11 protein-coding genes and 2 riboswitches are annotated in these 13120 nt (G+C 40.7%); of the genes, 3 read left to right on the top strand and 8 right to left on the bottom strand.

All coding sequences use genetic code 11. The features are described 5' to 3' along the window. Nucleotides 1-201 precede the first annotated feature (201 nt). The 4 genes from V7K98_RS01730 to ntrB all read right to left on the bottom strand — a co-directional run bounded on the left by V7K98_RS01730 (nt 202) and on the right by ntrB (nt 4500). Entirely contained in the window at nt 202-819 is a 618-nt protein-coding gene (locus tag V7K98_RS01730) for a universal stress protein (protein WP_335019057.1), read from the bottom strand. Nucleotides 820-995: 176 nt separating this feature from the next. After that, nucleotides 996-1131: riboswitch (cyclic di-AMP (ydaO/yuaA leader) on the bottom strand. 20 nt (nt 1132-1151) lie between these two features. After that, on the bottom strand, nt 1152-1985 hold the full coding sequence (locus V7K98_RS01735) for an ABC transporter ATP-binding protein (protein WP_335018991.1): 834 nt from the start codon (nt 1983-1985) through the stop codon (nt 1152-1154). A gap of 85 nt (nt 1986-2070) precedes the next feature. Next, nucleotides 2071-3513 (bottom strand): ABC transporter substrate-binding protein, encoded by a 1443-nt coding sequence (locus V7K98_RS01740; protein ID WP_335018993.1) that lies wholly within the window; start codon nt 3511-3513, stop codon nt 2071-2073. A 135-nt stretch (nt 3514-3648) separates the two neighbouring features. After that, nucleotides 3649-4500, bottom strand: coding sequence for a nitrate ABC transporter permease (ntrB, locus tag V7K98_RS01745; protein ID WP_335018995.1), 852 nt, complete (start codon nt 4498-4500; stop codon nt 3649-3651). A 96-nt stretch (nt 4501-4596) separates the two neighbouring features. Then, a riboswitch (cyclic di-AMP (ydaO/yuaA leader) is annotated at nt 4597-4833 on the bottom strand. Nucleotides 4834-5245: 412 nt separating this feature from the next. Between ntrB and V7K98_RS01750 the strand changes: the two genes are divergently transcribed. Next, complete coding sequence (locus tag V7K98_RS01750) at nt 5246-6436, top strand: sensor histidine kinase (RefSeq protein ID WP_335018997.1); 1191 nt, start codon at nt 5246-5248, stop codon at nt 6434-6436. Nucleotides 6437-6539: 103 nt separating this feature from the next. On the opposite strand, the gene rnc is transcribed toward V7K98_RS01750, so the two are convergent. The 3 genes from rnc to V7K98_RS01765 all read right to left on the bottom strand — a co-directional run bounded on the left by rnc (nt 6540) and on the right by V7K98_RS01765 (nt 8689). Then, nucleotides 6540-7229: a ribonuclease III gene (rnc, locus tag V7K98_RS01755; protein WP_335018999.1), complete on the bottom strand. Its 690-nt coding sequence runs from the start codon at nt 7227-7229 to the stop codon at nt 6540-6542. A 167-nt stretch (nt 7230-7396) separates the two neighbouring features. Beyond that, on the bottom strand, nt 7397-8005 hold the full coding sequence (locus V7K98_RS01760; protein WP_335019001.1) for a hypothetical protein: 609 nt from the start codon (nt 8003-8005) through the stop codon (nt 7397-7399). Between the two features lie 96 nt (nt 8006-8101). Beyond that, entirely contained in the window at nt 8102-8689 is a 588-nt protein-coding gene (locus V7K98_RS01765; RefSeq protein ID WP_335019003.1) for a Uma2 family endonuclease, read from the bottom strand. A gap of 91 nt (nt 8690-8780) precedes the next feature. Between V7K98_RS01765 and bchD the strand changes: the two genes are divergently transcribed. Then, nucleotides 8781-10817, top strand: coding sequence for a magnesium chelatase ATPase subunit D (gene bchD, locus V7K98_RS01770; protein WP_335019005.1), 2037 nt, complete (start codon nt 8781-8783; stop codon nt 10815-10817). A 47-nt stretch (nt 10818-10864) separates the two neighbouring features. Here the strand turns inward: bchD and V7K98_RS01775 are convergent, their stop codons facing one another. After that, nucleotides 10865-11650, bottom strand: a complete 786-nt coding sequence (locus V7K98_RS01775; RefSeq protein WP_335019007.1) for an RNA polymerase sigma factor SigF — start codon at nt 11648-11650, stop codon at nt 10865-10867. Between the two features lie 721 nt (nt 11651-12371). Between V7K98_RS01775 and V7K98_RS01780 the strand changes: the two genes are divergently transcribed. Continuing rightward, a complete protein-coding gene (locus V7K98_RS01780) occupies nt 12372-13100 on the top strand; it encodes a Bax inhibitor-1/YccA family protein (protein WP_335019009.1) in 729 nt (242 codons plus the stop codon). The last annotated feature ends 20 nt before the right edge of the window (nt 13101-13120 follow it).

Raw genomic sequence — 13120 nt, forward strand, 5'->3', positions numbered from 1 at the left:
AGTCTGATAGCTTCTAAGAAACTGATCTACAGCCAGTTGTGGTGTATAAATATTTTGGTATGTGCATCCGGGAAATCTTTTGAAAGTTTGCACTCTTTGCGGTTTTGATTGTTTTCACATTTACATAAAAAAGCCACCTAATTGTAGGTGACTTATCTATGATTACAATTGGATAAAAATTACTGAAATTTTAAACAGGGATTATTGATCAATACAACTGGGAATACCTAAAACGGCGCAGGGAAAATTATAACCTAATGCCTCAATCATCGGATGATTAACAGAGTTGCAACCGAGAAATAGAATATCGGCAGCTTCAGATTCAACAACTTTGTGAAGTTCCGTGGAAATGCAGCCAAACCGCAAATGAGATTTGAAAGAACCCTGCCATTCTTCAGCCAGACTTCGGGCTTGCCAGAGAATTATATCTGCTTGTTGTAGTGGAGTTATCACTGTCTGCAATTTGGGTTGAGTTAATACCTGGGTGACAGACTTTGATACTTCACTAATTTGACATTCTAATGAAGGCTGTTGTGGAAAGCTTAAGATATTTCGATATTGATTGCTTTGATTGTCTTCTAACACATAAACGGCTTGAACTGTAACTTGTGCATTAGTAGCTAACCGGGTTTGATGGGCAATCCAGAAGGCAATATCTAGTGCCGTATGACTGTTGGGAGATGCGTCATAAGCAACAATTAAGTTAACTGCTTTTGATTCTTGAGGTTTTTGAGAAAAAGGTTTTTTTGGTTCTGGCAGCAGTACCATTTGTTCAATTAAGTCATCTCGACCTGTGGCACTTTGCAGACGTGCTAACATTGGTTTGATTTGCACAGCTTTACTTCTCCCAATGAAATGAATTAGTAATGAGAAGCACGGGGACAAATTTTAGATTTTTAGATTTTGGATTTTAGATTGAGTGACGATAACCAAAATTGCAAATCTTAAATCAGTCAAGGAAACCCCAATAATAACTGTATCACAGCCAAAATCTTGGGGGTTCCTTCCATTGCCTACGGAGTTAGCTGACGGGCTAAGACTGGAAGGTGTCTCTCGTAAGATTAGCCCCAAACATTGGTTCCTCCGTTCCAAATCCAGCTTTCATGAATTTGAATTAGGCTACCCACTAAAAAAAATGATAATCTAATTTACTAGTCTTGGGCAAAATAGCGATCGAGGAAATTCAGGGCGTGGTTGCGGAGTTCAAAATATTCTTTTGAGTTTCGCATGGCGGCGCGATCGCGGGGATGCTCAAAAGGAACTTCTAAAATCTCTCCTATAGTAGCAGATGGGCCATTGGTCATCAAGACGATGCGATCGGACATATAAATTGCTTCGTCTACATCATGGGTAATCATCATCACTGCTTGACGATTATTTTCCCAAATATCCAATACCTGCCGTTGCAATTTACCACGAGTTAGCGCATCTAATGCCCCAAAAGGTTCATCCATCAGCAACATTTTGGGACGAATTGCTAAGGCTCTGGCAATACCTACTCGTTGTTTCATTCCTCCAGAGATTTCATCAGGATATTTGTCAGCTGCCGCCGTCAAGTTTACCATTGCCAAGTGTTCATTTACAATGCTAATTTTTTCAGCCCGATTAGCATTTTTTAGCACTTCATCCACAGCTAAACGGATATTCTCTCGTACTGTTAACCAAGGTAACAGCGAATAGTTCTGAAATACCATCATCCTTTCGGCTCCTGGCTGACGAATTTCTTTTCCATTGAGCCTGACTGAGCCGGATGTAGCTTTTTCTAAACCAGCTACTATCTTTAATAGGGTTGATTTTCCACAACCTGAGTGACCAATTACAGAAATATATTCATCTTCATCAATCGTTAGATTAACCCCATCTAAAACGACAAAGTTATCTTTATCAGGTGTCGGATAAGACTTAACTAAATTTTCAATTTCTAAAAATCCAGTGCGGGGAAGAACTCCAGTCTGGGTATTAATAGGTAATGAGGTATATTCCATTATCAAAGGCTCCCGAAATAATTTAGTCAATCAATTTTGGATTAATTGCGACTTGTAACGAAAATCTAAAATCTAAAATTGCCATTTAAGACATAAAAAAGCGAGTAGGAGCATTAGCCCTGATAGCAAAACTATTCAGATAGCCCACAGGATCGCTGGGGTCGAAGCCTTTCTTATCTATAAATACTTCTGGTGGTTCGACCTTGTAATCATCCTTTGGACATTTGATGCCCATTTCAGATGCTATCTCACGATATAAATCTGTTCTCCAGCCCTGTTCGGCTAGTTTCTCAGCATTTTTAGGGAATTCCTTAATTTGTCCCCATCGCGCTGCTTGTGTCATCAACCAGAGACTTCTCGATCTCCATAAGAATGTTGAGTGTTCTCCTGGCTGTTTGGGAAGGTTGTCAGGAATATCGAAGAAAATCGTGGTGTCAGCAGCTTTGATGGTGCGGTCTTTACCATCAAAGCCGCCATAGTTGTAGTTTCCGAGAATTCCCGGACTGGTGAATTTCGCAATTGGGGCATCTTTCTTTTTGGGTCTAGCACCTGTAAAGGAACGTTCTGTAAGCAGTTCAGCCACTTCTTGGCGATTTTCTACTTTGCTGCAATATTGGCAAGCTTCAATCATCGCCTTGACTAGAGAACGATAGGTTTTGGGATATTTATCGATGAAAGATTCCATCACCCCCAAAAGTCTATCTGGGTGTCCTAACCAGATTTCTTTGCCTTGTGCAAAGGTAAAACCGATGTTTTCATTGCCGGTTATTGCTCTTGTATTCCAGGGTTCTGCAACCATGTAAGCTTGCATTGCACCAATCCGCACGTTTGTCACCATTTGCGGTGGTGGAACGATGATGACGCGAAACTCTTTTAAAGGATCAACTCCGGCGGCGGCGGATAGGTAGCGGACAAAGTATTCGTAAATGGCGGAACTTAATACTACCGCCCAGACTCTGTTTTCTGGCGGTTGCTGATCAAAGTAGCCTCGAAAATCCCTCCCAAAGGCTTCTAAAGCACCATCGCCATATTTTTCTTGATATTCGTACCACGGACGCAGCCCAAAATCCCACATGGCTTTGTTCATTGTCATGGCGTTACCGTGGCGGTGGATGGTCATGGCTGCACACAAGGGGGCGTGACGTGCGCCTTCTGCACCAATTCTGGCGTTGGTGACAGCACCAGATACGACGGGTGAGGCATCTAGGCGACCAAAAATTAAACCGTCGCGGGAGGTAGCCCAGCTAGCCTCGCGGTTAAGTGTGACGTTCAAACCATATTTGCGGAAGAATCCTTTTTTCCAGGCGATCGCAAATGGCGCACAATCATTAACGGGAACGTAACCAATGGTAAGATCGGATTTTTCTAGGTCTTGCGATCTAATTACTGGTTGTACAGCTAAGGCTTCTTCTGTTAGCCCTTTGGCGGATCTATCTCCTGAAATTGCACAGGAGGATAGGGTTATTCCGGTTGTGGTGGCTCCTATTCCCTTAATAAAATCTCGTCTAGTCCAGTTTATATCACCCATTTTTGTAGCTCCATTGGTGATTAGTTACTCACGCTTCACGTGCAGAGTCTGTAAAAAATAGCCGAAACCCTTATTTCCAGGTAGGGGTAATTCATGAATTGCCCCTACCATCTGTAGGTTTCTGTAAGTCTTATGTTAGTTGGAAGTTTTTGGACGATGGGTTACTAATTCTTCGATTTTACCCACGGCGTAATCCAAAATTAACCCAGTTAAGCCAATTATGAACACAGCTAAAAAGACTGAACTTAGGTTTAAACGACTCCATTCATCCCAGACAAAAAAGCCGATACCAATACCGCCTGTAAGCATTTCTACGGCGACGATTACTAACCAAGCTATGCCTAAACTAATTCGCAAACCTGTAAAAATATACGGTAAACTTGCAGGCCAAATAATTTTGGTAATCCGCCTCCACCGAGGCATTTCTAGCACTTGTGCCACATCTAAATAATCTTTGGGAACGCTAGAAACTCCTAGAGCGGTATTAATAATTGTCGGCCATAAGGAGGTGATAAAAATTACAAAAATGGCGGAAGGCTCTGCTAAATTGAAAATTGCTAAGGCGATGGGCAGCCAAGCTAAGGGCGATACGGGCTTAAAAATTTGAATGATGGGATTGAAGGCTAGCATTGCCGATCTAGACATGCCAATTAAAAACCCCAGAGGAATCGCTACTACTGCACCTAACAGAAAACCCAGTAATACCCGGCGTAGACTTGCTAACAACAACCAACCAATTCCCAAGTTGCCAGGGCCTCTTTGGTAGAAGGGATTTAAGATGTAGTCTAGATTAGCGATTAGCGCTTCTGGTGGAGTGGGCATTAATTCATGGTTGGCAAGTGCAATAATCCACCACAGCACAATTATTCCCAAGAAGCCCAATACTGGTAAAATGAATACATCTCTAAGGATGACAGGTTTTGTCTTTTTCCACGCGGCTTGTGTTGCGATCGCAGCGATCGCAGCCAAATTTAGTTGAAATATCATTTACAACCTCAACAGATTTAAGTGCAGGTACAAAAATCCGAGCAGTACCAGCCTTGGACACCGATGAGATCGGAACATTATAAAAATGCCGTCTCTTCAGTCTCCTCCCAATGCCTACGAAGTTAGCTGACGGGCTAGGGCTGAGAGATGCCCTTCTTTTTAAAGTGCTGAGTAGCGAGTGCTGTTAGCGGTAGCGGGGCGTTTAGCCCGTGCTGAGTTAACTCTTCACTTGTCACTCTAAACTCCTCACTTTCTATAAGATACGCCCCACAATTTGGTTCCTCCGCTCCAGCGTTATGCACTGTGACACGCTGAATTAGGCTGACTTACTCAAATAGATACTAAATTATGGACAATATAACATTGATGCTCAGTAAAAGCCATTGCTCTGAGGATAAATATTGTTTATTTTAATACCGTAATTAAGCTTCTCTCGTTGATTTTTGGGAATAAAGAAAATTTATATTTTTAGTTGTGTTGTAAGTGAACTCCTTACACAGAAGGCTAAACAATATAATCGAGTCAAGCATCAATATTGTTATATACTTCCTTAACTTTTCTTAATAGAACATAGATTATACTGAAGAAGTTTTAGATACGGATAGTTAATCAGTAAAAAAAATATGTAGAATCTATTTCTTTTGGTACTTGAATTTAATCTCTAAGCTTGGTAAAAATCCACTCAATCGCTAAACTAATTGGATATGGAAGTTTACTCGTATATCTCCTAGCTGAATTTAACATAATGGATTTTAGTCAATTGCTGGCTGAAAAAACTGATATCATCCTAGATAACTGGGTGATAGCTGTTCGCAAAGATAAGCTGATTGAAAGTGCTGACGATCTATCCTACACAGCAATAAAAAATCATATTCCAAATGTTTTGAAAGCTATGGTAACGGTGCTTTCAAAATCTAAGGATAATGATATTCAGTCGATAGTTACTGCCAGTTTTGAACATGGCACTATTCGAGCAGAACAAGGTTACGATCCGGCAGAAATAGCTAGGGAATATCATTTGCTGCGAACAGTAATATTTGATGCTCTACAAGCAGATTTAATAGAGGGAACGCCTGTAGAAATAATTCGTTCTATGCGTTTGATTGATGCTATTATAGACGAAGCGATCGCTCGATGTTTCAAGAGTTATGTTGAGGAACGCTTGCGAGAATTACAGCAGTTACAGTTATCACTAACCCTCCATAATGATGAACTCACACGCTTAATTAGCGCCAATCAAGAATATCTTTCGCAACTAGCCCACGAGTTGAAACATCCTCTAACTTCCATTATTGGTTACTCGGATCTATTTTTACGTCAACAACGACGCAAGACTGAAATTAAAGACAACTATACCAATTTAGAACATATTGAGCGGGTACTACGCAATGGTAGACAATTACTCCACCTGATTAACGATGTACTAGAACTTTCGCGGTATGACGCAGGACAGATAAAACTCCAACTAACATCCACCGATGTAAGTGAATTAATCAATAATGTGTGTGAAATGTTGGAACCTTTAGCTGCCGGGAAAAATTTAAAAATTGTAGTGGATTGCGATCGCGCTCCCAAAGAATTAATCACAGATGCTTTTCAATGCCAACAGATTGTTACAAATCTTATTAGTAATGCGATTCGCTATACAGATTCGGGGACTATTATTATAATGTGCCAGGTGTTGGAGAATCAGAGATGTGCGATCGCAGTTTGTGATACTGGAATTGGCATTGCACCAGAAAATCAAGAGCAAATATTTGAACCCTACTTTCGCGTCAGTTTTAGCGATCGTCCTTATCTACCCGATAGTACAGGATTGGGGTTAGCGATCGTTTCGCGCTTAGTAAAACTACTCCAAGGTACAATTAACTTAGTTTCTGAGGTGGGAGTTGGTTCTACTTTCACCGTGATTTTGCCTTTAGAAGTAAAGATGTGAGAAAGTTTAAAGTATGTTTTGAGACTTATAAAATAGCATATCCCGTGTGTTCCCTGACATTCTGATTTGGTTTCTGTGGCAAAGTGTAAGATAAAAATCATCTCTATAACAACAAACCTTGTTTTTTCAACTTAGCTAATCCGTCTTCAGCAGCCTCTTTTTCTGCATCTTTTTTATTACGTCCTGTACCCGTTCCAAATGCTTCTTTGTGTCCATCCACAAATACCTCAGATTTGAACTCTGGTGTATGAGATTCACCACCTATTTGTCTTGTATTATATATCGGGGGAGTAGTGATACCCCTGCTTTGCACCCATTCCTGAAAGCGGTTTTTTGAGTCTACATTAGAGCGAGATACAACAATATTTTCAGGTACAGAATCAAAGAACTGTTTTACAAAATGACGAACTGGTTTAATATCGAGTTTTTGATCTTCATAATAAGCACCAATGATTGCTTCAAAAGTACTGCTAAGTAAATTAGGATTTTCACGGCCTCGATCTCGAATAGCACCATTCCCTAATAGCATCTTGGAATTTAAGTCTAAATTCTCAGCAAACATTGCCAATTGCTTCTCATCTACCAGTGCAGAACGACGACGAGTTAACTCATCTTCTCCCTTTTCTTGGTATTTATTATAGAGGTATTCGCCACTTAAAAAATTAAGTAAAGCATCACCGAGAAATTCTAGGCGTTCATTATCCTTGCTTGTGGGATGTTCATTGACATAAGAGCGGTGAGTAAGCGCTTGATCTAAAAGTGTTGAATTATCGAATTTTGGAAGTTTGTACATTTTTTTGTTTGCAATTCCTAGAGGAGTTAATTACCCTAAGTTTACGTAGAATTTGATTACTGTCTCAACCGTAGGTTTACGTAAAATTTGATTATTGTCTCGACCGTCTGCTCAGGTCTATGGTAAAGTTATCAATAGTTTAAATCATCTTCTAACTTTTTAAAAAGTTATACCTTATTGTGCGCGATCGCACTATATAAAATACCTAAAATTTTCTTAATATCCTTAATATAATATTCACTCAAATCAATCGAAACTATATTACCTTCAAGCTTGAGAAATTGCCAGAGTGTACCTATAGTAACAGCACCATATACAGCTTTAATCTGATTTCCACCTCTCTCGTTAAACAACTGAGCAGCTACCATTTCAGCAATACATTGTGCCAAGCCAGACCTTAAATTCTCATTTTTACTTTCTACTAAGACAACTACCGGACTACGTACAAGCAACTGCTCTGAAGAAAGACTTAAAATAAAATCACAAAACCCATTTAGCCCTCGTTGACTATCAACAGTAAAATCAAGTCCAGAAAACAAACTTATTTCATAATTAAATTTACGTCTAATCTCTAACAAAATTGGACTAATTATCATTTCACTTCGAGCTTTTTCTGTACTGATAGCTATAGCTAAATCTACATTCTCTTTCAGAATGGTAGATAATAAATCACTACATTCTTGATCCTCCACAGTTGCAAATAGTCCAGATGACTCGTGGATAACTAAACCAAAAGAATCAATAATTTCAATAAGTTTGAAATCACTATAAGCCATAAAAATTACTCCTTATAAGGCTCAGATCCCCGACTTCTCGAAGAAGTCAGGGATCTCGTTGTTCACGAATAATTCAGGATTGCTATATAACAAAGTTTAAAAATTCAGCTTTGGCGGAAACACTTTACTTAAATCAAGAGATAAATCAGGAAAACAGGGAAAATTTATCAACTGATTTGACAAGAAAATTCGCTTATTTGAATAGCCATACTTACCTTGATTATCCTGATATGGTTCACTATAACATTCCAAATAATTATCGAATAAATTGAATATCCAATAATCAGAAATACCTGCTTTAGCATAGAGAGGGATTTTAATATCTTGGTCATAAGCTAAAGAAGAATCGGAAACTTCCATCACCAATAACACATCAGCCGGTTTAGGATGAGATGATAGATAATCATCAGCACGGTTTTGAACAATCGCAAAATCAGGTTCAGGTTCACTATTAGGTGGCAAAGCAATCGGCGCTTGAGATTGCAAAGTAGCCTTGTCTCCCAGTATTTTGGGGAGTTCCTTCAACAGTTTTCTTAAACAAGTTTCATGAGCTTTACCTTTGGATGCCATTTCAATAATTTCCCCGTTGATTAATTCAATGTGGTCATCTTCATGGAAAAAGCCCAATTCTCCAAGTCTGTGGTATTCATCTAGCGTGAAGCGTTTAGCTTGAGCAATACTCATAACCTTACCTTTCTCTCATTGCCATAATACTTATTCTAAATGTGCCAGAAATTGGTATGCTAAAGGCCGAGACTCGCTATGAAAGCAAACAATGCCTGCGCCTACTATCAATCCCACGATCACTGCTTTTCCCTTGACAGCCGTAATCGGTCAAGAAGCAATTAAATTAGCCTTGCTGTTAGCAGCCGTTGATCCTGGTTTGGGAGGAGTAGCGATCGCAGGTCGTCGCGGTACGGCAAAATCTGTAATGGCTCGTGCTATCCATGCTCTACTACCACCCATTGAAGTCGTCAAAGGTTCAATCAGCAATTGTGACCCCAATCACCCAGAGGAATGGGACGATGAACTTTTGGCGGAGTACGCAGACAAAGATATTCAAGATGTTCCCGTCGAAATCATCCCCGCGCCTTTTTTACAAATTCCTCTAGGTATCACAGAAGACCGACTATTAGGTTCCGTAGATGTTGAAAAGTCGGTAAAACAAGGTGATACCATTTTTCAGCCCGGTTTACTCGCTACAGCAAACCGTGGTGTACTGTACGTAGATGAAATTAATTTATTAGACGATCAAATATCAAATCAGCTTTTAACAGTATTATCTGACGGACGTAACCAGATTGAACGGGAAGGGATTAGTTTTCAGCATCAGTGTAAATCCTTATTCATTGCCACCTACAATCCAGAAGAAGGCGGATTGCGGGAACATTTGTTAGATAGAATTGCGATCGCACTTTCTGCTGACGGTGTACTCGGTTTAGATCAAAGAGTAGCAGCAGTTGAAGTTGCGATCGCTTATTCTAAATCTCCCCAAGATTTCCTCAAGCAGTACAACGAAGATTTAGATTCCCTCAAAACCCAAATCATCTTGGCGCGGGAATGGTTGAAAGAAGTCATTATCACCCACGAACAAATTGCCTACTTAGTGGATGAGGCTATTCGCGGAGGAGTTCAGGGACATCGCGCCGAGTTATTCGCCACGCGGGTTGCTAAAGCCGCCGCAGCTTTGGAGGGACGAACAACAGTCAACGCCGAAGATTTACGCCGGGCTGTGGAATTGGTGATTGTACCACGCGCCACAGTTGTGCAGACACCGCCACCCGAACAAGCGCCGCCACCACCTCCACCGCCGCCACAACAGAATCAAGAAGAATCCCAAGATGAATCTGAAGAGGAAGAACAAGAGGAACAGGAAGAAAAAGAAGAAAATCAAGAGCAAGAACCCCCCAGCATCCCAGAAGAGTTTATCTTTGATCCAGAAGGGGTAATTCTTGATGATAACGTGCTTTACTTTACTCAAATGGCGAAGCGGCAAGGTAAATCTGGTAGTCGCAGCGTCATATTTTCCGATGACAGGGGACGCTACATTAAGCCAATGTTGCCCAAAGGTAAAGCGCGACGCATTGCTGTAGATGCTACCCTGAGAGCAGCTGCACCTTATCAAAAAGCACGCAGAGAAAAACACCCAGATAGAAAAGTTATTGTCGAACAGCCTGATATTCGCTCGAAACGCCTAGTACGCAAAGCCGGGGCGTTGGTAGTATTTGTGGTAGATGCTTCTGGCTCAATGGCCTTGAATCGAATGCAATCGGCTAAAGGTGCGGTGATGCAACTGTTAACAGAAGCTTATCAAAACCGCGATCAAATAGCATTAATTCCCTTCCGGGGAGAACAGGCAGAGGTATTATTGCCTCCCACACGTTCTATTGCCTTAGCGCGGAACCGTTTGGAAAGGTTGCCTTGTGGTGGGGGTTCGCCCTTAGCGCATGGTTTAACTCAAGCTGTGCGTGTTGGCTTAAATGCCCAGATGAGTGGAGATATTGGGCAAGTTGTCCTTGTAGCAATCACGGATGGACGGGGTAATATTCCCTTAGCGCGTTCTTTGGGTGAACAGCTAGAACCAGGAGAAAAGCCAGATATTAAAGGAGAATTATTAGAAATTGCTGCCAGAATTCGGGCTTTGGGGATGCAACTATTAGTAATTGATACGGAAAGTAAATTTGTATCTACTGGCTTTGCTAAAGAATTATCGCAAACAGCAGGTGGTAAATATTATCATTTGCCAAAAGCGACAGATCAAGCTATTGCTGCTATGACCAAAGGTGCGATCGCTGATTTAAAATCTAGATAATTAGTCAAAAATCTTTCTTTGAACTCTTAACTCAGCACTCAGCACTCTCAAGAACCAGTAGGCATTACCTGTGGTTGCAAATAGCAAATCAAATCTTGGATTCCCTTTTGCAGATAGCGCGTTACCGTCATTGGGCTAGTGCCAATATTTTTAGCAGCATCTTTGCGAGAAAGTTCTTTCAAAAACACCATTTCAACTGCCATGCGGGGCTTTTCTTCCAACATGTTGATTGCACCTTGCAGTTGTTGGCGTTCTTCTTCTTGTTGTAAGAGGACATGAGAACGAGGACAAGGAAGTGCTTCACCCAAGGTTATTTGGCAATCAACATAGTTAACTGCCGTTGCATCTAAACTCAAAGGCATCCGATTTTGAGCAGCTAACTTGGTTTCTTGCCATTCTTGCACAGATACCCGGAGTTCGCTGGCAATTTCAGCATCCTTGGGCTGACGACCTAAAGACATTACCAAATCCTTGCGAATCTTTTGCCCTTCATTGTATAACTCTTGCCAACGACGGGGGATTTTTAATAGAGTACTGCGATCGCGCAAAAAGTGCAGCATCTCACCACGAATGTATGGCACTGCAAAGGAACTAAAAGCATATCCTTGGCTAGGGTCGAAACGCTCAATAGCCCTAATTAAACCAAAATAACCGATTTGTTCTAAATCTTCATAAGGTTCATTACATTGATGGCTGAATTTATGAGCCATCTTCCGTACTAAGCCAGTATGTAACTGTACAAGTTTATTACGAAGTTTAATAGAAGGATTCTGGTGGTACAAGTGTAATAATTCTATACCATCAGTTCGTAAAGAGGACTCACTTGTTGCCATATACATTTCCTTGTTTTAACTCCCATTCCTCAGAAAATGGAGTTGCGTATATTTTCTTCTAAGCTGTTATTATTTTGCTTAGTCAGGGAAGAATAAGCTATCGTCGTTTCACTGAACTTATGAGGGGTCTAACTCCACAATTCAGTATTTGTACGCATGATTTTTCTAACCTCTATGTTGCAGCTTATTTTTATTTTTTACATAACTCTTGAATCGCAGATAATCTTTATCTTTTGCAACAAAAACTAGCTATTTACGCTGAACAATGCATAAGTGACCTAATAGCTATCTGTCATACTGAGCGCAACCTAGTTAGATACTGAATTAATCGCAAAAGAGACTGGGCAATTTTATCTCTTAGTATGCCCTGTCAATTAATAAAGGTCGGGAATCCAAATTAGAAGTTGGGTTGATGAATCAAACCTAAGCTATAAAAACAGAATTCCGACTCACTTTTGTGGGAATTTGTACTTAGGAACGTGGATTAAATAAAATGCAAAACTTTATCCTGTCTCTAGCTTCCCTCTCCTTTATAAGGAGAGGGATTGAGGGTGAGGTAAGCGAGGGACATAAACCTAAACCTGTGTGTTATTTAATTCTTATTCCTTAGTTGGGTATTAAGGGACGTTTCCATTCAATATCGAATCCTTGGCTGTTAACCGCAAAGATTGGTAAGAATAGGAATAGGCAGAACGTTTTCTCTAAAAAATAGTTTTTCAATATGAGCAATACCAGTAATTTTCGTGAAGCTATCCGTGAGGCTAAATCTCACGCCCTTGTTGGCCCAAACGTGATAGCCAATGCCCTCCCCTACGTCGGTGGTGGATTAGTGCTAACGGCATTAGGAACCTACGGCGGTTTGGGAGTTATCCGCACTAACCCCGGAATATTCTTTCCCACCTTCATAGGTGCGGTGATTTTGGAGTTAATTTTGTTCTTTGTTGCCCAAAATGTTGCCCAAAAAGGTAACAAGGGTCTTGCCCTACCTCTGTTGGCAACCTACAGCCTCTTATCTGGATATACTCTCAGTGGCTTGGTATTTGTCGCTTTGAGATCCCAAGGTGTTGGCATTCAAGGCATTGGTTTAGCTGCCCTTGGTTGTGGTGTTACTTTTATTTTCGCCCGTCAAATTGGTTCAAATCTCTCTGAACAAGATGGGATGGCTTTGACGAAAACCATCAATCTTGGCGTTATCGCCTTGGTGGTTGTGTGCCTTGCCCAATTTGGGTTTGCCATGTTTGGTATTTATACCCCAAATTGGTTAGAAATTGCCATCTCCGGTTTAGGGGTATTTCTGTTTGTTGGGGTTTCTGTTGTCGATTTTTATATCTTGCCCCGCACTTACAGCGATGACCAATATTTACCTGCTGCTTTATCGATGTACTTAACCTATATCAACTTGTTTGTCTTTATCTTACGGTTGCTAATTGCCATAAATGGCCGCGATTAAGCTCTCGCAAGTATAAAAAC

Origin of the sequence: Nostoc sp. (assembly GCF_036917435.1) — a bacterium.
Taxonomy (GTDB): Bacteria; Cyanobacteriota; Cyanobacteriia; order Cyanobacteriales; family Nostocaceae; genus Nostoc.